Source organism: Segatella maculosa DSM 19339 = JCM 15638 (genome assembly GCF_000382385.1).
In the GTDB taxonomy this organism is placed as follows: Bacteria; Bacteroidota; Bacteroidia; order Bacteroidales; family Bacteroidaceae; genus Prevotella; species Prevotella maculosa.
On record NZ_KB908322.1, the window covers coordinates 118,259 to 138,019 of the forward strand.

The following is a 19,761-nucleotide window of genomic DNA, read 5'->3' on the forward strand; positions in this document are numbered from 1 at the left end:
AATGCCAACGCTGTCGCCGGGTGAAGTGCACGAAACCAACGCCAAAGGTGTTGCGTTTTCTTCCGATTAATGTTTGGTATTGGCATTTGATATACACAAAAAGATGAGGTTCACATACTAATATGCCACGTTTAGAAAAAGAAAACGCAACACTTACAGCGTTGCTTTTATGTGCTTTCTTAGACCGGGTTTCTTACAGCGTTCGGCAACCCGCCCCTCTAAATCACGAATCCGCGATGCGGATTGTCCGTAGTGTACAACCTTACTTTTGAATACTTAAATTTCAAAAAAACTCAAATTTCTCATTATAACGAGAAACTTAAAGGACTTTCAGCATGTGGATATGCGGGTGATGACCCCTATAATATTTCTTGAAACCTATTTGACTTGATGGCTATTTCATGGTTTTTCAAGGCTGATATCGCCTCTACGGTTTGTCTTTATAGATGACCTTGTTGGCCCCGCTCGTGATATAAAGGGCCTCGGGGTGCTCTTTCACGAAGCTGTCGATGTGGCGTACACGTTTGTCTTCAAGGATTTCATCGACGGCAATGAGTATTCCTGTCTCCTCAACTTCGCCGAAACCGCAGTTGATGGCCGTGCCGAAGAGCTTCATGGTGGGGCTGAGACTCATGTAAGCGTTGACCAATGGGGGGATATTATAGCCCAAATGGCGTATCTCACGATTAAGAATTCGATAGTCTTTCTTAAAGTCGTTCTCGCAGAAAATGGCTGATAATTCGTCCTCAGATGTGTCGATTTTCAATGGCTTTATGGGCACTATTAGGTTGTCTTTATCGTCAAAATGCTTTTTAAGGAAGTAGAGAATCATGTCTCTTCCCTTGCGGATATACGACGGATACATCGTCATTTTGCCGAAGAAATACTTGCACTTGGGGTTGATGATGGTGAGTGCACCGAGCCCATCCCATAGGTTGTCAAGGGCAAAGATGCTCTTGGAATTAGTCCGAACGTTCTGATATTCGAGCGAAACAAAGCTGCGTCCCAATTCAACGGTGTAGGGAGCGTATTCCTTCATGAACTGATCGGAGAAGTGAAACATGTGGCTTGTAGCGAGAACGGGCTGGCCCTTGGCATCGATTTTCCAGTCGGAACCGAAGAGATAGCGGTAACCTCCGATGATTTCTTCGGCTTCCGGGTTCCACACGATGAGCTGTTTGCACCCGTTTTCCATCGTGTCGAAGTTGTCTATATCCATGGCTTTTCCCGTGCCTCCGCCTGCAGAACGAAACGCAATTTCACGCAGTCTGCCAATCTCTTTCATCACATTCGGGGCCTCATGAGCTGTTACGATGTAGATTTCATTGTGGCTCTTGTTGGTCATACGAAGCTGACGTTCGGCGGAAAGTTCACGCTTCAGCAGTGCCTTGTCAATCGGCTGGATAATCTCTTCTTCCATTCTCTTTTTCTCTTTTCAGTATATGAAAGTCTGATTGCATTCATTGTAGTTCATAGACGCGGTCTTCTACGAATTCAGCCCATTCCATCGGAGTTCGGCTCTTGTTGAAAGTTTGCCATGGAATTGGCTTCCCTATGGTCACGCGAAAGGTCTTTCCCACGTTCTTATACATCTCATCAACAAGGAAAAGCATGGCTAAATTGAAGGGTAACCAGCGGTCGCTGAACCTCGCAATGCGGTAGAATCGTTCAGAGTTCCGGCCACCGAAGTGGATAGGGACAACGTCTCTGTGGGTCTCAACGCTCTTGGTTATGAACGTTTTCTTCCACGGAAGGTCGTGAATTTTACCGTTAATCTTACGGCTGTTAAGCCCAGCCGGGAACATCAAAAGGTGGTTTTCGCCCTTGAATCCGGCCTCGACCATACGTGGAAAGTCGCGACTTTGCTTGCCGGTTTTATTGATTCCGATGCTCACGGGCTTTAATCCCGGGAGGTTAAGCAGCAGGTCGTTGACCAGATAACGGAACTTTCCGTCATACTGTTTGCCGATGATTGAACCGAGTGCAACGCCATCTTGACCGCCCAAAGGGTGATTGGAAACGAACGTATATAGCTTACCATCGTTCTTATCAGGCAGGTTTTCGATGCCTACAATGTCGAGTTTCATGTCGAGATAACGCACACATTCCGTTAGAAAATCAGTGCCTTCAAGGTACCGACTCGCCCAAAGAAAGCGGTTCACCTCGTCTTCATGGACGATATGTTTGAGCCAAACGACGAGAAAACGGGGCACATAACGGGCCTTGCTGCCCATTTTCCCTTTCAAGATTCGGTCGATGTCTATCGTTTTCTCTATTTGTTCATCCATGTTTATCATACTAACAAGATGCAAAAATAGCATAAGTTTTTCTAAAAAGTCACTTTTCAAGCCAAAAATATTCATTTTTTACGTTTAGCAAACGATTTCATATTCATTTGAGAAATAAATCGGATTGATTTTGAAATAAATGGAAACGGCATCGTTTTCTCAATTCGGAAAGAAAACAAAAAATAGTGGAGAAAAGTGGGGAAGTGTGGAGTTTTTTATGTAACTTTGGCCCCGAAACATATTATAATGTACGTGTGCGCTTTTTAGGAAACATAGAAGCGAAAGCCGATACGAAGGGAAGGGCCTTTCTGCCGGCCGTGTTTCGCAAGGCACTTCAGGTGTCTGGCGAGGACCGTTTGGTGTTGCGCAAAGACGTATATGAGCAATGTTTGGTGCTTTATCCTGAGCAGGTGTGGAACGAACAGCTTGATATTCTGCGTCAACGGCTCAACAGATGGGACAAGAAACAATGGCAGATTTTCCGCCAGTATGTGTCGGATGCCGAGGTCGTTACGCTGGATGGGAATGGTCGTTTCCTTATTCCGAAGCGGTATTTGAAGCTGGCCGGCATCGAACAAGAGCTGAAGTTCATCGGCGTGGACGACACGATTGAGATATGGAGCAAGGAACGTTGCGATGCACCTTTTGTCGAACCGGCCGATTTCGGTAGTGCCTTGCAGGAATTGATGGGGCAGAACGGGGAGGAAACAGAATGAAGCAAGGGGGCATGCAAACGGGAAACGTCCCGAAGATAATACGGACCGTGGAGACATATCATGTGCCGGTACTCTTGAAACAGAGTGTAGACGGGCTGAACATTCAGCCGAATGGTATTTATGTAGACGTCACTTTCGGTGGCGGAGGACATAGTAGTGAGATTTTGTCTCGGCTTGATGGTAAGGCACATCTGTATGGTTTTGATCAGGATACTGATGCAGAACAGAACGTCAATCATAGGGTTGGCACAGGAAAAAGGTTCGTTGACGACACACGCTTCACCTTTGTGAGGAGTAATTTTCGTTATCTGAGAAACTGGATGCACTATTATGGCGTGGTACAGATTGATGGATTACTGGCTGATTTAGGCGTCTCGAGCCATCATTTTGATGATGAAAGCCGTGGCTTTTCCTTTCGTTTTGATGCGCCATTGGACATGCGTATGAACAAAAGAGCAGGCAAAACGGCAGCCGATATCGTGAATGATTATGACGCAGAAGCATTGGCCAACGTGTTTTATCTCTATGGGGAACTGAAGCAATCGCGCCGTATTGCCGCTGCATTATGTACCATGCGGGCACGGAAGCGCATTGCAACAACGCAGGACTTCCTGCAGGCTGTGGAACCTATTTTCAGGCGCGAACGTGAGAAAAAAGACATGGCCAAACTCTTTCAAGCATTGAGAATAGAAGTCAATCACGAGATGGATGCCTTGAAAGAAATGTTGCAATCGGCCACGACATTACTGAAACCGGGGGGTAGGTTGAGTGTCATCACCTATCATTCGTTGGAAGACCGTATCGTAAAGAACGTGATGAAGACCTGTAATGCAGAGGGGGAAAGGGTGCAAGACTTCTACGGAAGGGTCGAGACACCGTTCAATATCGTGAACAACAAAGTGATTGTTCCTTCGGAAGATGAACAGCGGGAGAACCCAAGGAGCCGAAGTGCTAAACTAAGAATTGCAGAGAAACGATGAATAACGATATAAATAGTAAAGGAGATAACCGAATCGAACAGCCGAAAACTGCCGGAGAAGTCGAAACGGATGAGGCTGTGAAGACATCACAGGAGTCTGTAAAGGTGAGAAGTGAGGTCAGAACGGCGGTTGATGACAGTGCTCCCACGCTGAAAGAGGTCATTCAAACGCAGGCAACGGAAGACGAATCGCCACAGGCTTTCAATTTTACATTGAAGAAAATCCTTGGTGGTGATATCCTGACGACGCAGACTATACGCCACCAGATAGGCGTGTTTCTGCTCATTACGGCCTTCCTTATGGTGTATATTGCCAATCGTTACAGTGTTCAGCACGACTTGATAGAAATCGATAAACTGCAAAATGAATTGCAGGATGCAAAATATAAAGCCCTCTCAAGCAGCAGTCAACTGACGGAAAAGAGCCGTGAGAGCCATGTGTTGGAGCTGTTGAAGCACAACAAGGACAGTGTGTTGAAAATTGCAAGTCAGCCTCCTTATATCATTAATGTGCCGAAAGAATGAGCAAATTTGACAGTAATAAGGTTATGCCGAGATACAGTGCCATCGCCATTTTAATGACGATGATAGCTGTATTGGTGATAGGTAAGACACTATATCTTATGACTGCCAAGCGCGATTACTGGTTGAAAGTGGCCGATAGAGTAAAGAAAGACAGCGTAAGCGTAAAGCCGATACGTGGCAATATCCTAAGTTGTGACGGACAATTGATGGCAAGTTCGTTGCCGGAATTCAAGCTCTTTATGGACTTCAAGGCGTTGCATGATGCTAAGAACGATTCACTTTGGCATGCCAAAGTGGACTCCGTTTGCATGGGATTGAACCGCATCTTCCCTGGAAAGTCAGTCGTTGCGTTCAAGAAGGATCTTGCCATGGGGCTCAAAAAGCAAAGTCGTCATTTTCCGATTTGGAGCAAACGCGTGGACTATAACACGTATATAGAGGTGAAAGCACTGCCGATATTTTGTCTTTCTCAAAACAAAAGCGGCTTCCATGTCGAGGAATATAACGCACGAAAGCGTAGCTATGGTTCGTTAGCAGGACGTACAATTGGGGCCATGTTTGGCGCAAAAGACACTGCCCGCTTTGGTTTGGAGCTTTCTTATGATTCTATTCTTAGAGGTTCAAATGGTATCATTCACCGCAGAAAAGTGCTCAATCGGTTCCTCAATATCATGGATACGCCACCGATAGATGGTGCAGACATCGTGACGACAATCGATGTAGGTATGCAGGATTTAGCCGAACGTTCGGTCATAGAAGAGCTGAAATTAATCAACGGAAACGTGGGAGTTGCCATCGTTATGGAGGTGGAAACGGGCGACATAAAGGCCATTGTTAATATGGAAAAGTGCATAGATGGCAAGTATAGAGAGATACATAACCATGCCGTTAGCGACCTTCTTGAACCGGGATCTGTATTCAAAACAGCATCTATCATGACTGCCCTTGACGACGGAGTGGTCGATACAAGCTACCGAGTCAACACGGGAACGGGCATATGGACGATGTATGGACGTGAGATGAAAGACCATAATTGGCGACGAGGTGGCTACGGTGTACTGACATTACCACAGACGTTGATGGTCAGTTCCAATATAGGTGTGAGTCGAATCATCGATGATTATTATCGCAATAACCCTGAAAAGTTCGTTCAAGGCATCTATCGTACGGGGCTTGCAGATAATCTTCAAATTCCCTTAGTGGGTGCTTCTCCGGCGCGAATTCGTATGCCTAGGAAGAACGAAAGAGGTGAGTGGGTGAACTGGAGTCACACGGCTTTGCCTTGGATGAGCATTGGATATGAAACACAGGTGCCGCCAATTTCGACGCTAACTTTCTATAATGCGATTGCTAACAACGGTCGCATGATGCGGCCACGCTTTGTTAAACAGGTGGTCAAGAATGGAGAAGTGATTATGGATTTTCCACCCGAAGTGATGCGGGCAAGCATTTGTAAGGAGAAGACATTGCGCGAAATACAAACCATTCTCGACCATGTGGTCAGTCAAGGACTTGGAAAGAAGGCCGGTTCTCTCTCATTTCGAGTGGCTGGAAAGACTGGAACGGCACAGATGTCAAAGGGAGCTCAGGGGTATAAGAGCGGCGGAACTAATTATCTTTTGAGTTTTGCCGGTTATTTTCCAGCTGATGCTCCGCGCTATAGTTGCATTGTTTGCATTCAGAAATCGGGGCTTCCGGCCAGCGGAGGTGGCATGAGTGGTGTCGTATTCCACAATATCGCAGAAGGTATTATGGCCCAAAGTCTGAAGTTAGATGTGGCAGATGCCCGCGATGCTTCATCGATATTGGTTCCCGATGTGAAAGCCGGTAACATTCTTGCTGCCGACTATGTGCTCAGTCATTTGGGCATTGTGACCAACAAGAACTGGAGTGGTAGCTATGCAGATGGTAATCCTGTCTGGGGAAAGGCAGAGAGCAAGAACCATACTAACACGGTTTTCTTGGTGCGAGAACGCATACATCGCTCTAAATATGTCCCCGACGTAACCGGCATGGGGGCCCGCGATGCCGTCTATCTCTTGGAAAGTCGTGGCGTAAAGACAACTGTTTTAGGACGTGGAAAGGTGATTCAACAAAGTTTGGAACCGGGCCATTTCATCAAGAAAGGGGAAAAAATAACCCTCGTTTTGGATTAAAAAGAAACAGCAACACATAAGAATATGAAACTAAACGAAGTCCTCAAGAACATCCATCCGATAAAGATTGTCGGTGATGCCGAAGTAGAAATCACGGGTGTGAACATTGATTCGCGCAGGATTAAAGCCGGTCATCTGTTCATAGCCATGAAAGGTACGCAAGTAGACGGCCATCAATTCATTGCCAAAGCTATAGAACTCGGGGCCAAATCCATTCTTTGCGAAGACCTTCCTGAGTCGGTTACGGGCGTAACCTATGTGCAGGTAGCCTCTACGGAAGATGCCGCCGGCAAGGTTGCAACGCTTTTTTACGGCGATCCTTCAAGGAAATTGAAGCTCGTCGGCGTGACAGGAACGAACGGAAAGACTACGATTGCCACCTTATTATATAATATGTTCCGTAAGTTTGGCCATAAGGTCGGCTTGCTTTCTACGGTATGTAATTATGTAGATGACCAGCCTATACCGGCCGATCACACGACTCCTGACCCCATAGAACTCAACGAATTGTTGGCCAAAATGGTCGAGGCCGGCTGCGAATATGCCTTTATGGAGTGCTCCAGTCATGCTATCCACCAGAAGCGTATCGGCGGACTGAAGTTCGCAGGTGGCTTGTTTACCAATCTCACCCGCGACCATTTGGACTATCATAAGACGTTCGAAAACTACCGTAATGCCAAGAAAGCCTTCTTCGATGGCCTGCCTAAAGACGCTTTTGCCATTACCAATGCCGACGATAAGAATGGAATGGTGATGGTACAGAACACCAAAGCAACCGTCAAGACCTATTCAACTCGCACGCTGGCCGACTTCCGCGCCCGCATATTGGAGTGTCATTTCGAAGGTATGTACCTTGAGATTGACGGCCGGGAAGTCGGTGTTCAGTTCATTGGCAAGTTTAATGTGAGCAATATTCTGGCCGTTTATGGCGCAGCAGTCATGCTAGGCAAGAAGCCCGAAGACATATTATTGGTGCTCAGTACGCTGCATAGTGTCAGCGGACGTCTTGAACCTATCCGGTCACCTGAGGGCTTTACGGCCATCGTTGACTATGCCCATACGCCCGATGCACTGGCAAATGTGCTCAATGCCATACACGAAGTGCTCGATGGAAAGGGGCATGTCATCACCGTATGTGGCGCAGGTGGCAACCGTGATAAGGGCAAACGGCCCCTTATGGCACAAGAAGCTGTGAGGCAAAGTGACAGGGTTATCATCACCAGTGACAATCCCCGTTTCGAGGAACCGCAGGCGATTATCAACGATATGCTGGCCGGATTGAATGACCAACAGCTGCGGAAAGTCATCTCCATCGTCGACCGTAAGGAGGCCATTCGAACGGCTTGCATGATGGCAAAGCGTGGAGATGTGGTGCTTGTTGCAGGAAAAGGCCACGAAGACTATCAGGAAATCAAGGGCGTGAAGCATCATTTCGACGACAAGGAAGTGCTCCACGACATCTTCAAAGCATAAATCGGTTTCTAAAATCAATAACATGTTGTACTATCTTTTCAGGTTTCTTGAGCAATACGGCATCAGTGGTTCCCACATGTGGGGCTATATTTCGTTCCGTGCGCTGCTCGCTTTGATTCTTTCGCTGGCCATTTCAGCATGGTTTGGTGAGAAGTTTATCAAGTATTTGAAGGCGAAACAGATTACCGAAACCCAGCGCGATGCGTCCATAGATCCCTTTGGTGTGAAGAAAATCGGCGTGCCTTCGATGGGCGGAGTCATTATTATCATGTCCATACTTGTGCCGGTTTTGCTCTTAGGGCGACTGCGTAACATCTATTTGATACTGATGATCATCACCACTGTTTGGCTGGGGTTCCTCGGTGGAATGGACGATTATATCAAGATATTCCGCCGCGATAAGGAGGGATTGAAAGGCAAATACAAAATCATTGGACAGGTTGGTATCGGCCTTATCGTGGGACTTGTGCTGTGGATGTCGCCCGATGTGAAGATGAACGAGAATATCGCCATCGAGCGACAGGGCCGGGAAATGGTCGTCAAGCACCGGGCCGAAGCCCACAAATCATTGAAGACAACCATTCCGTTTGTGAAAGGTCATAACCTCAGCTACAGCAATCTGATGAGTTTTTGCGGTCGTCATAAGGTTGCGGCAGGCTGGATTCTCTTCGTCATCATGACCATCTTGGTAGTGACGGCCGTCAGCAACGGAGCCAATCTCAACGATGGTATGGACGGAATGTGTGCCGGAAACTCGGCCATCATCGGCGTTGCGCTCGGTATTTTGGCCTATGTGAGCAGTCATATTCAGCTTGCTGCCTACCTCAATATCATGTATATACCCCAGAGCGAAGAGCTGGTTGTCTTCCTAAGTGCCTTTATTGGGGCGCTAATAGGCTTCCTTTGGTACAACGCTTACCCTGCACAAGTGTTCATGGGTGACACGGGATCGCTGACCATTGGCGGCGTTATTGCAGTGAGTGCTATTATCATTCACAAGGAATTATTGCTGCCCATACTTTGCGGAATCTTCTTTGTTGAAAGCCTAAGTGTCATCATTCAGGTTTACTATTACAAAATAGGTAAGCATCGAGGCATCAAACAACGCGTGTTCAAACGGACACCCATACACGACAATTTCCGCGTCACCGACGACCAACTCGACCCGGATTGCAAGTATCTTTTGACGCGTCCACACAGCGCAAAGCATGAATCAAAGATCACCATTCGCTTTTGGATCATCACGATTATCCTTGCTGCACTCACCATCATCACCCTAAAAGTCAGATAATATGAGTAGAATCGTTATATTAGGTGCCGGTGAAAGCGGTGCCGGAGCAGCCGTTTTGGCTCGCAAAAAAGGTTTCGATGTGTTCGTTTCCGACATGTCGGAGATTAAGGATAAATATAAGAAACTCCTCGACGACCACGGCATTGCGTGGGAAGAAGGGCAGCACACGGAAGCCAAAATCCTCAATGCCGACGAAGTAATCAAGAGTCCCGGTATTCCGAAAGAGGCGCCGATGGTGCGCAAACTCATGGCTCAAGGCACGCATATCATCAGCGAAATAGAGTTCGCGGGACGCTATACGCGGTCCAAAATGGTGTGTATCACGGGCAGTAATGGCAAAACCACAACCACTTCTCTCATCTTTCATATCTTCAAATCTGCGGGATATGACGTTGGATTGGCAGGCAATATCGGTCGGAGTTTGGCCCTTCAAGTGGCCGAAGATCCGCATGATTACTACGTCATAGAGCTGAGTAGTTTCCAATTGGATAACATGTATGACTTCCATGCCAACATCGCTATACTCCTCAATATCACTCCCGATCATCTCGATCGTTACGAAAACAAGTTCGAGAACTACGCCGATGCGAAGATGCGTATCCTCCAAAATCAAACCCCGAATGATAGCTTTATCTATTGGAACGACGACCCTGTGATTCGCAAAGAGCTTGAAAAGTTCGAGATAAAAGCCGTGGCTTGTCCGTTTTCAGAGCTGAAAGAGAAAGGCTCCATCGGCTATATCGAGAGCGGAGAATACCGACTTGAGTATCCCACTCCATTCAATATGGAGCAGGAAGAGCTGTCACTTACGGGCAAACATAACATCTATAACAGTCTTGCAGCAGGCCTTGCAGGAAACATTGCCGGCATAAAAAAGGAGATAATCCGCAAGAGTCTGGGCGACTTTCCGGGCGTGGAACACCGCTTGGAAAAGGTATGCAAGGTCGGAGGCGTGCAGTATATCAACGACTCGAAGGCCACGAATGTCGATGCATGTTGGTATGCTTTGGAGAGCATGACAACGCCGACAGTCCTCATTCTGGGTGGAAAAGACAAGGGAAACGACTATACTCCCATCAAAGAACTCGTGAAAAAGAAGTGTCGGGGCCTTGTTTATCTCGGTGCCGACAACCAAAAACTGCACGATAACTTCGACAGTTTGGGGCTCCCGGTCCGTGACACGCACAGTATGGAAGACTGCGTTCGGGCCTGTAACGAAATGGCGCAGCCGGGCGACACTGTGCTCCTGAGTCCCTGTTGTGCCAGCTTCGACCTGTTCCACAACATGGAAGAGCGAGGCAATATGTTTAAGGAAATGGTGAGAGGGCTGTAGAAAAGGAATATAAAGCCTCCTCCCAACACCCTCTCTAATACCCACCCTAACCCTCCTAAAGGGAGGGAGAACGAGTAGAGGGAGCCTCCCCCAACCCCTCTAAAGGAGGGGAGAGTGAGGTTGGGGCAATACTTTTGAGAAAGGGTTCCTAAGCAATTGGTTTGCAGTTATATAGAGACAACGTTGCAATATAGGCCATATTAGCGTGCAATATGGGTGATATTGGGCGGTAAAATGGCTGATATCATCGCACAAAATGGGGCATATTGGAAGACGAAATGGCCCATATTAGACGACAAGGTGTAATATATTGATTATCAATCACCGCAGAATTTAATTCATAACTCACCGTATTTAATTTACAAGATATAATGTTTAATTCATAACTCACAATGTATCATTCATAATCAAAGCCCCGCAAACTCGCTTTCCCCTCCTTTGGAGGGGTTGGGGGAGGCTCCCTCTGTTCGCATTCCCTCCCTTTGGGAGGGTTGGGGTGGGTATCTGGAGGGGCCAGAGTGGGTATCTTCAAAGGCCAGAGTGGGTATTAATTTTTTATAACTGATGAACAATAAAACGCTAAGTAATATCTTCAAGGGAGACAAGGTCATCTGGATGATCTTCTTCTTTCTGTGCATTATCAGCGTCGTAGAGGTGTTTTCGGCCTCTTCAGAGCTTACGTATAAGGGAGGAAGTTACTTCTCCCCGCTCATCAAACACATAGGAATTCTGTTCTTAGGTATATGCTGTATGATCGTAACATTGAACATTCAGTGCAAGTATTTCAAGGCAGTTACCCCCTTTATGTTACCCATTTCGTTCATCAGTTTGATTTGGGTTCTCTTCGCAGGTCAGGCAACCAACGGCGCACAACGATGGGTTAGCTTCGTCGGAATCCAGTTCCAACCCTCGGAAATAGCCAAAGGTACGCTCATATTGGCAACGGCTCAGATCCTCAGTGCCATGCAAACTGACCACGGAGCCGACCGAAGAGCCTTCAAATTCATACTCATTGTGTGTGGCTTTATCATTCCTCTTATCGGCATGGAAAACCTTTCCACGGCCGCATTGTTGTGCGTTGTCATCTTCTTGTTGATGGTTATTGGGCGCGTACCCATGCGACAATTGGGCAAACTCGTGGGCATTACGGCGAGCTTCATGCTGGTTGTTTTCGCCGGAATCATGCTGATAGGCAAGGACAACACGCAGGAAAACACCGACAAGAAACTGACGGAACAGGTGAAAGACGACCGTGAAGAGGGCGCATTGGGCAAGATATTCCACCGCGCCGACACGTGGAAATCGCGCATAGACAAGTTTGCTTCGCCCAAGGACCCCACGCCCGAAGAGGTCGATTTGGACAAGGATGCGCAGGTGGCCCATGCAAATATCGCCATTGCTTCGGCCAATGTGGTGGGCAAAGGTCCGGGAAACAGTGTCGAACGCGACTTCCTTTCGCAGGCGTTCTCCGACTTCATCTATGCCATCATCATTGAGGAATTGGGCATAGAAGGGGCGGTTGTCGTGGCTGTTCTCTACATTATGCTCCTCTTTCGCACGGGTCGTATCGCCAGCCGATGCGAGAATAATTTCCCAGCCTTGCTGGCCATGGGACTCGCTTTGCTGCTCGTGTCGCAGGCTTTGTTCAACATGTGCGTGGCTGTTGGGCTTGTTCCGGTCACCGGGCAGCCTCTTCCGCTCATCAGTAAGGGTGGAACATCGTCAATGATCAACTGCATCTATGTGGGAGTTATCCTGAGTGTGAGCCGCTCGGCCAAGAAGAAAGGCGAGTCTTCGAAGCCAAAACCGCAGCCGGTTACAGCGCAGGCGTGATGCGCATTGGGCCGTCTTTAACAATAAATAGAATGCAAAATGAATATAAACTAAAAAAAATCATTACTTTTGCACTATCATATTAAATCGTGAGAAATGGATAATGAGTTGAGAATCATCATCAGTGGAGGCGGAACGGGAGGCCATATCTTCCCGGCAATCTCCATTGCCAATGCCATCAAGGCTAAGCGACCGGATGCCAATATACTCTTTGTTGGAGCCTTGGGACGTATGGAAATGCAGCGTGTTCCGGCTGCCGGATACGAGATAAAGGGGCTTCCTATCTGCGGTTTCGACCGCAAACACCTGCTTAAAAACTTCATTGTGCTCTTCAAGATCTTGAGGAGCGAGTGCATGGCCCGCGGGATTGTACGCCGTTTCAAGCCGATGGCGGCCGTCGGAGTGGGCGGATATGCCAGCGGTCCCATGTTGAATGTGTGCGCAAAGCGGGGCATTCCGTGCCTGATTCAGGAGCAAAACTCCTACGCCGGCGTCACAAATAAACTCTTATCCAAGAAAGCCGAGAAGATATGTGTGGCCTATGAGGGAATGGAACGCTTCTTTCCTGCCGACAAAATCATATTGACCGGCAATCCTGTTCGGCAGAACGTGCTCGACTCAAAATACTCCGTTGCAGAGGCACGGCAGCTGTTCGGGCTTGCTCCCGACATGAAAACGATTCTCATCGTGGGCGGAAGTCTGGGTGCCCGTACCATCAATGAGAGCATATTGCAGCATCTTGACCTCGTCGGACAGAGCGATGTTCAGTTCATTTGGCAGACAGGTAAGGTGTATTATGAGGCCATTAAGGAACGGTTAGAGGGTGAGGAACTGCCCAATCTTCGGGCAGTCGACTTCATCAGTGACATGGGAGCAGCCTACAAAGCAGCCGACCTTGTCATCAGTCGTGCAGGGGCGAGCAGCATCAGTGAGTTCTGTTTGATAGGCAAGCCCGTTGTCCTTGTGCCTTCACCCAACGTGGCCGAAGACCATCAAACCAAGAATGCCATGGCCTTGGTCAATAAGAATGCGGCCCTATATGTAAAAGACAGCGAGGCCGCCGACGTGCTTTTGCGGACGGCAATTCAGGCCGTCGGCGACGAAGCCAAGCTGAAAGCACTGAAAGGAAACATATTGAAACTCGGATTAAAGGACTCCGCCGACATTATTGCCGACGAAGTCATCAAGTTAGCAACAAGATAAAGACAGCAAAAAGAGACATATGGAACTGAAAGATATAAAGGCCTTGTACTTCATCGGGGCCGGAGGAATTGGCATGAGTGCCCTTGCAAGATACTTCATCAAGCGGGGATTGGTGGTCGCGGGCTATGACAAGACACCGTCGGCCCTCACACATCAGCTTGAAAAAGAGGGCATGTTGCTTCACTATGAAGAGAACATCGACGAGATACCGCACGCCTGCAAGAACCCACAAACGACGTTGGTGGTCTATACTCCCGCCATTCCCGCGGAGCATCAAGAGCTGAAGTTCTTCCAAGAAAGAGGCTTTGTAATCCAGAAACGCGCACAGGTTTTGGGCACATTGACCCGCAGTCACAAGGGATTATGCTTTGCCGGGACGCACGGAAAGACTACAACTTCGACGATGTGTGCGCATATCATGCACCAGAGTCACATCGGTTGCAACGCTTTCCTTGGCGGAATATCGAAGAACTACGGCACGAATTACATTCTTTCAGACAGCGATTACGTCGTCATAGAGGCCGATGAGTTCGACAGAAGCTTTCATTGGCTGCGCCCATGGATGAGTGTTATCACGGCAACCGACCCCGATCACCTCGACATCTACGGTACAAAAGCGGCCTATCTTGAAAGCTTTCGCCACTATACGGAGCTTATTCAGCCCGGCGGAGCACTTGTTATTCACAAGGATTTAGAGATGAAACCGAACGTACAAGCAGGCGTTAAAGTGTATGAATACAGCCGTGAAGCAGGCGATTTCCATGCAGAAAACATCACAATAGAGAACGGAGAAATCAGCTTCGACTTTGTTTCTCCGATTGAAAACGTTGGGAATATCGTCCTTGGACAACCCATTCCGATTAACATCGAGAATGGAATTGCGGCCATGGCTATGGCACAATTGAACGGATGTACAGCCGAAGAGCTACGCTATGGCATGCGGACTTACAATGGTGTTGAGCGTAGGTTCGACTTCAAAATCAAGAACAATAGGCACGTGTTCCTGTCAGATTACGGGCATCACCCCAAGGAAGTGTTGCAGAGTGCCAAGAGTTTGAGGGAACTTTTCAAGGGCCGTAAGCTCACAGCCATCTTCCAACCGCATCTCTATACACGTACGCGCGACTTCTATCATGAGTTTGCCGACGCGCTGAGTTTGTTCGATGAGGTGGTTTTAACGGAGATTTATCCGGCGCGAGAAGAACCAATCGAGGGTGTGACAAGCAGGCTTATCTATGACAATCTCAAGCCCGGCGTGGAGAAATCTCTGATAAAAAAGGACGAAGTTCTCGATTATGTGAAGAGTCGCGACTTTGATGTGCTCGTGGTTCTTGGCGCAGGTAACCTCGAAAACTACGTGCCGCAGATTGCCAAAATCATTGAAAGTAAAACATAAAAACGGCCAGACGAATGCGCATAAACTGGAAAAAGACTTTCATCGTTGCGTCAGATATGCTCATTGGAACATATCTGATACTGGCCTTTACAGCCTTTAATAAGCCCGATGAGACAGTCCGTTTGTGCACAAAAGTAAACATCAACATTCAGGATGAGGCCACCAATGGCTTCATCAACACCCGGGAAATCAAGGAAAGACTGGAGAAAACGCATCTCTATCCGCTTGAAAAACCGATGAAGTATGTGGACCTTCGCAAGATGGAAGAGACGCTAACGGCCAGTCCTTTCGTGAAAACGGCCCAGTGTTATAAGACGCAATGCGGCGAAGTGAACATTGCGTTGACCCAGCGAATGCCTGTCGTCAGAATCAAAGCCGCCAATGGCGACGACTATTATCTGGACGACAACGACTGCATCATGCCCAATTCGCATTACACTTCCGACCTGATCATTGCTACAGGAAACATCAACAAGCGGTTTGCCACCGAATATATATCGCCTTTAAGCAAGGAGTTGATGTCTCAAGAACTGTGGCGTAACCAGATTGAACAAATCAATGTGCTGCCCGATTTAGGTGTCGAACTGGTGCCAAGAGTGGGAGATCACATTGTTTATTTGGGCCGACTTCCGTCTCTAAAGAGCAGGACCAAGCGCATGGAAGCCGTGACTTCGTTTGTCGATAAGAAGATGAATCGCCTTGAAAAGTTCTATAAATATGGGCTTTCGCAAGCCGGTTGGAACCGCTATAGCTACATCAATCTCGAGTTTGATAACCAGATTATCTGCAAACGAAAAGACGGAAAGCGTGACGAAACGGAGAGTGTTGCCGAGGCAGTTGCAGAGAGTGACGCTGTAGGAGGGGTGATCGATGCCCATGACCTCGAACAAGAAGAGGCTCCAGTTGCGGCTCCCGGGACCGCAAAAACAAAGACCGAGCCGAAGAAAAAGGCTGCGGAGGACAAGCGAGATGAGGCCAAAACGTCTGCGAAAAAGGCTGAACCGAAGAAGAACAAAGCCTCGGAAAAGTCAGAAAACGGCCCAAAGAAGCCCGAAGAAAAGAAGAAACAGAAGTTGAATAGATAAAGAAAAGAGCATGGCAGAATTTATTGTTGCTATCGAACTGGGGTCAACCAAGATCACCGGTATAGCCGGAAAGAAGAACCTCGACGGCAGTATTACGGTGTTGGCTGTAGTCAGAGAAGACTCCACACAGTGCATTCGCAAGGGCGTTGTGTATAACATTGACAAGACCGTGCAGTGTCTTTCCAATATCATCACGAAGCTCAAGACTGCTCTGAGGACCGATATTGCCCATGTGTATGTGGGCGTTGGTGGGCAATCCATACGCAGTGTGCGCAACGTTATCGTGAAGGAAGTTCCCGAAGATACGGTGGTTTCGCAGGAAATGGTCAATCAATTGATGGACGCCAACCGCATGATGAGCTATCCGGACCGCGAGATTTTGGAGGCAGCCACACAGGAATACAAACTCGACCAACAGTATCAACTCGACCCGGTCGGCATACAATGCAATCGTTTGGAGGGCAATTTCCTCAACATTCTGTGGCATAAAACCTTCTATCGCAACCTCAACAAGTGTTTCGATCAGGCCGGTATAGCCATCGCCGAGATGTATCTTGCCCCGATGGTGCTGGCAGATAGCGTGCTGAGCGAGGCCGAAAAGCGGTCCGGTTGCGTGCTGGTTGACCTCGGAGCAGAGAGCACTACGGTCTCCGTTTACTACAAAAACATTCTCCGTCACTTGGCCGTTATCCCGTTGGGTGGCAACAACATCACCAAAGACATCGCCTCTTTGCAGATGGAAGAGGCCGATGCCGAAAAGATGAAGCTCAAATATGCCAGTGCATATACAGACAACAACGACATCGATAACAGCCTGATGCTCTCCATAGATGCCGAACGTCAGGTTGAAAGTCGCAAGTTTATAGAGGTCGTTGAGGCCCGTGTTGAGGAGATAATCGAGAATGTTTGGTTCCAAGTTCCAGCCGAATATGCCGACAATCTCTTGGGGGGTATCATTCTCACCGGAGGCGGATCGAACCTCAAAAACATTGAGATTGCGTTCCGAAATCACACACATATCGACAAAATTCGCATAGCTAAGTTTGTCACATTGACCATAAATTCAACGAATGATGCCATCAATGCGCATGACGGAACGATGAATACTGTGCTCGGAATTCTGGCAAAAGGCGACATGAACTGCGCCGGACCGGAAATCAACAGCGACCTTTTCACCGGCGCACCCGAGGCGAAAACCACCGCAACCACAGACGAACTGCACCAGAAAGCACGCACGTTGAACGAGACAACCGGTAGCGGAGTGGTGCGCACGGAGGCCGAAAAGCAAAAGGCCGAGGCCGAGGAACGCCGCAGAAAAGACGAAGAAATGGAGGCCGAACGCGAGGCTTTGCGTGCAGAAGAGGCCCGCTTGGCTAAGGAAAGAAGGGAGAACAGCACCTCTCATAAAATCTTCAGAGAGCTCAAGAACTTCTTTGGTAAGATGATTTCTGAAGATGAATAAGCAGTAAAATAGTTTCGGATATATAATCATTTGACGTTATGATTGACACAAACAACAAGCCGACGGAATTGGATTTCGTGGAACCTGAAAAGGAAAGCAGCATCATCAAGGTGATAGGAGTAGGCGGTGGAGGCGGCAATGCCGTTAATCATATGTACCGAGAAGGCATACATGAAGTGTCATTCGTGCTCTGTAATACCGACCGACAAGCCCTTAACAACTCGCCAGTTCCCGTGCACTTGCAACTTGGGAAAGAAGGCCTTGGTGCCGGAAACAGGCCCGAAAAAGCCCGTCAGGCAGCCGAAGAGACCATCGATGACATCAAGTATATGCTCGGAGACGGCACACGAATGGCCTTCATCACGGCTGGAATGGGGGGCGGAACGGGCACCGGTGCGGCGCCGGTTATTGCTCGTGTGTCCAAAGAATTAGACATCTTGACGGTCGGTATTGTTACGATTCCGTTCCGTTTCGAGGGCGATCGCAAGATTGATCAGGCGCTCGACGGGGTCGAAGAGATGGCAAAACACGTCGATGCCCTGCTGGTTGTCAACAATGAACGGCTGCGGGAGATTTATCCCGACCTTACGCTTCTCGACGCATTCGGCAAAGCCGACGACACATTAAGCGTGGCTGCGAAGAGCATTGCAGAGATTATTACCTACGATGGGTATATGAATCTCGACTTCAACGATGTGAAAACGGTCCTTAAAGACGGTGGTGTGGCCATCATGAGCACGGGATACGGCGAGGGAGAAAACCGTGTGAAGCATGCCATAGAAGATGCCCTTAACTCGCCGTTGCTCAACGACAACGACATCTTCAACGCCAAAAAGATACTCCTAAGCATTGGGTTTAGCAACGAAAAAAACGAGAAGTCGGGCCTGATGATGGAAGAAATGAACGACGTCAACGACTTCATGGCGAAGTTCGGCAGCGACTTTGAAATCAAATGGGGGCTGGCTATCGACCCTGAACTGGGCCAGAAAGTGAAGGTGACCCTCCTTGCCACCGGCTTCGGAATAGAAGATGTGGACGGCATGGACAGTCATCTGAAGAAGCATACGCAGGAAGAAGCCGACCGAATGGCACAGGAAGAGGAACGCCGGGCAGAGCGCGATGAGCGCCGAGGTCACTACTATGGCAACATCGGAAAGAACAACCAATACAAGCGTCGCCCCCGTATTTTCCTCTTCAGGCCTGAAGATCTCGACAATGAAGACGTCATTCTCGCCGTCGAAAGCACTCCCACTTACAAGCGCACCAGCCAGATGTTGGAGGAAATACGCAATCAGGCAGCCGGCAATCAGGTAGCCAAGAACGACGAAAAAAGCGGAGGTGAGCCGACACAAACCGTTATCAGTTTCACATAAACGGCTATCCGGATTTACATGAACTGTAATCCTGCTTTCCAATCTCACCCATATTGCACGATAAAATGGGTGAGATTGCACGGTAATATGGGCCATATTGTGCGGCAATATGGGCGAGATTGGGAAACAAGATATAAGTTGTTGATTTTCAATAGCCTTTGAATAGATTTCAAAGGTTGCCTGTTAACGGCCGATTCTACTGCCGCATATTTTTGGAAGAACCTGTCCCGGTTTCAAAAACGGCCTGTTTACGGTCGATTACTGCCCACTCGTCACCCCGTAAATTGGTCTACTTATTAACTATATTGAGCGGACGCACGAACCGTGCGTCCCTACATTCCCCTCACATACTGCCTGTTTTTGAGTGTAAAACGCTATAAGCATGTAGGGATGCACGGCTCGTGTATCCGCTCGAGCAGCCTGTTAACACTCTTTTGCTTTTTGATATTGACAGCATAAAACGCTTCAATGCGGTAGTTGAAACTTTTAATTCGTAACAAAAATGCAGGAAAAAGCAAGTGATTATGTTAAATTCAAGGTCTGAAACTAACTTTTTGCAGAAAAAGTTTGGCCATATTCTAAACATTATTTAATTTTGTGACTGTTTAGCATAACGCGTTTAAGATATTTTTATTAATTGAATAGAGA

The 19,761-nt window shown here is 48.0% G+C and carries 15 protein-coding genes; 13 read left to right on the plus strand and 2 right to left on the minus strand.

The window, feature by feature from the left end; translation table 11 throughout:
• Positions 1 to 427: 427 nt before the first annotated feature.
• A complete protein-coding gene (locus H164_RS0105635) occupies positions 428 to 1,420 on the minus strand; it encodes a GNAT family N-acetyltransferase (protein WP_019967717.1) in 993 nt (330 codons plus the stop codon).
• A 40-nt stretch (positions 1,421 to 1,460) separates the two neighbouring features.
• Positions 1,461 to 2,288: a glycerol acyltransferase gene (locus H164_RS0105640; RefSeq protein WP_019967718.1), complete on the minus strand. Its 828-nt coding sequence runs from the start codon at positions 2,286 to 2,288 to the stop codon at positions 1,461 to 1,463.
• A 254-nt stretch (positions 2,289 to 2,542) separates the two neighbouring features.
• Between H164_RS0105640 and mraZ the strand changes: the two genes are divergently transcribed.
• From mraZ to ftsZ, 13 genes are all read left to right on the plus strand, one after another.
• Positions 2,543 to 3,004, plus strand: a complete 462-nt coding sequence (gene mraZ, locus H164_RS0105645) for a division/cell wall cluster transcriptional repressor MraZ (protein WP_025829654.1) — start codon at positions 2,543 to 2,545, stop codon at positions 3,002 to 3,004.
• Between the two features lie 35 nt (positions 3,005 to 3,039).
• The gene (gene rsmH / locus H164_RS0105650; protein ID WP_025829655.1) at positions 3,040 to 3,984 is read left to right on the plus strand and encodes a 16S rRNA (cytosine(1402)-N(4))-methyltransferase RsmH; all 945 of its coding nucleotides are present in this window, start codon (positions 3,040 to 3,042) and stop codon (positions 3,982 to 3,984) included.
• Positions 3,981 to 4,508 (plus strand): FtsL-like putative cell division protein, encoded by a 528-nt coding sequence (locus tag H164_RS0105655; RefSeq protein ID WP_019967721.1) that lies wholly within the window; start codon positions 3,981 to 3,983, stop codon positions 4,506 to 4,508. The genes rsmH and H164_RS0105655 overlap by 4 nt, the downstream gene beginning before the upstream one ends.
• On the plus strand, positions 4,505 to 6,664 hold the full coding sequence (locus tag H164_RS0105660) for a penicillin-binding protein (RefSeq protein ID WP_025829656.1): 2,160 nt from the start codon (positions 4,505 to 4,507) through the stop codon (positions 6,662 to 6,664). Before H164_RS0105655 ends, H164_RS0105660 begins: the two co-directional genes overlap by 4 nt.
• A 24-nt stretch (positions 6,665 to 6,688) precedes the next feature.
• Positions 6,689 to 8,137, plus strand: a complete 1,449-nt coding sequence (locus H164_RS0105665; RefSeq protein WP_019967723.1) for a UDP-N-acetylmuramoyl-L-alanyl-D-glutamate--2,6-diaminopimelate ligase — start codon at positions 6,689 to 6,691, stop codon at positions 8,135 to 8,137.
• A 22-nt stretch (positions 8,138 to 8,159) separates the two neighbouring features.
• A complete protein-coding gene (locus H164_RS0105670) occupies positions 8,160 to 9,428 on the plus strand; it encodes a phospho-N-acetylmuramoyl-pentapeptide-transferase (RefSeq protein WP_008564480.1) in 1,269 nt (422 codons plus the stop codon).
• 1 nt (position 9,429) lies between these two features.
• Positions 9,430 to 10,761 carry a UDP-N-acetylmuramoyl-L-alanine--D-glutamate ligase gene (murD, locus tag H164_RS0105675; RefSeq protein WP_019967725.1) on the plus strand — a complete coding sequence of 444 codons (1,332 nt, stop codon included), beginning with the start codon at positions 9,430 to 9,432 and terminating at the stop codon, positions 10,759 to 10,761.
• Between the two features lie 564 nt (positions 10,762 to 11,325).
• On the plus strand, positions 11,326 to 12,594 hold the full coding sequence (locus H164_RS0105680; RefSeq protein ID WP_019967726.1) for an FtsW/RodA/SpoVE family cell cycle protein: 1,269 nt from the start codon (positions 11,326 to 11,328) through the stop codon (positions 12,592 to 12,594).
• Between the two features lie 96 nt (positions 12,595 to 12,690).
• A complete protein-coding gene (murG, locus tag H164_RS0105685; protein WP_019967727.1) occupies positions 12,691 to 13,797 on the plus strand; it encodes an undecaprenyldiphospho-muramoylpentapeptide beta-N-acetylglucosaminyltransferase in 1,107 nt (368 codons plus the stop codon).
• A gap of 19 nt (positions 13,798 to 13,816) precedes the next feature.
• Positions 13,817 to 15,193 (plus strand): UDP-N-acetylmuramate--L-alanine ligase, encoded by a 1,377-nt coding sequence (locus tag H164_RS0105690; protein WP_019967728.1) that lies wholly within the window; start codon positions 13,817 to 13,819, stop codon positions 15,191 to 15,193.
• A gap of 14 nt (positions 15,194 to 15,207) precedes the next feature.
• Positions 15,208 to 16,278, plus strand: coding sequence for a cell division protein FtsQ/DivIB (locus tag H164_RS0105695; protein ID WP_019967729.1), 1,071 nt, complete (start codon positions 15,208 to 15,210; stop codon positions 16,276 to 16,278).
• 10 nt (positions 16,279 to 16,288) lie between these two features.
• Positions 16,289 to 17,740 carry a cell division protein FtsA gene (gene ftsA / locus H164_RS0105700; protein WP_019967730.1) on the plus strand — a complete coding sequence of 484 codons (1,452 nt, stop codon included), beginning with the start codon at positions 16,289 to 16,291 and terminating at the stop codon, positions 17,738 to 17,740.
• 38 nt (positions 17,741 to 17,778) lie between these two features.
• Positions 17,779 to 19,113 (plus strand): cell division protein FtsZ, encoded by a 1,335-nt coding sequence (ftsZ, locus tag H164_RS0105705; protein WP_019967731.1) that lies wholly within the window; start codon positions 17,779 to 17,781, stop codon positions 19,111 to 19,113.
• The last annotated feature ends 648 nt before the right edge of the window (positions 19,114 to 19,761 follow it).

Coding starts and splice junctions, on each gene's coding strand:
- H164_RS0105690 (WP_019967728.1), top strand. CDS start 13,817: ATGGAACTGAAAGATATAAAGGCCTTGTACTTCATCGGGGCCGGAGGA.
- H164_RS0105640 (WP_019967718.1), bottom strand. CDS start 2,288: ATGGATGAACAAATAGAGAAAACGATAGACATCGACCGAATCTTGAAA.
- H164_RS0105695 (WP_019967729.1), top strand. CDS start 15,208: ATGCGCATAAACTGGAAAAAGACTTTCATCGTTGCGTCAGATATGCTC.
- H164_RS0105660 (WP_025829656.1), top strand. CDS start 4,505: ATGAGCAAATTTGACAGTAATAAGGTTATGCCGAGATACAGTGCCATC.
- H164_RS0105670 (WP_008564480.1), top strand. CDS start 8,160: ATGTTGTACTATCTTTTCAGGTTTCTTGAGCAATACGGCATCAGTGGT.
- murG (WP_019967727.1), top strand. CDS start 12,691: ATGGATAATGAGTTGAGAATCATCATCAGTGGAGGCGGAACGGGAGGC.
- murD (WP_019967725.1), top strand. CDS start 9,430: ATGAGTAGAATCGTTATATTAGGTGCCGGTGAAAGCGGTGCCGGAGCA.
- H164_RS0105655 (WP_019967721.1), top strand. CDS start 3,981: ATGAATAACGATATAAATAGTAAAGGAGATAACCGAATCGAACAGCCG.
- ftsA (WP_019967730.1), top strand. CDS start 16,289: ATGGCAGAATTTATTGTTGCTATCGAACTGGGGTCAACCAAGATCACC.
- H164_RS0105680 (WP_019967726.1), top strand. CDS start 11,326: ATGAACAATAAAACGCTAAGTAATATCTTCAAGGGAGACAAGGTCATC.
- ftsZ (WP_019967731.1), top strand. CDS start 17,779: ATGATTGACACAAACAACAAGCCGACGGAATTGGATTTCGTGGAACCT.
- H164_RS0105665 (WP_019967723.1), top strand. CDS start 6,689: ATGAAACTAAACGAAGTCCTCAAGAACATCCATCCGATAAAGATTGTC.
- H164_RS0105635 (WP_019967717.1), bottom strand. CDS start 1,420: ATGGAAGAAGAGATTATCCAGCCGATTGACAAGGCACTGCTGAAGCGT.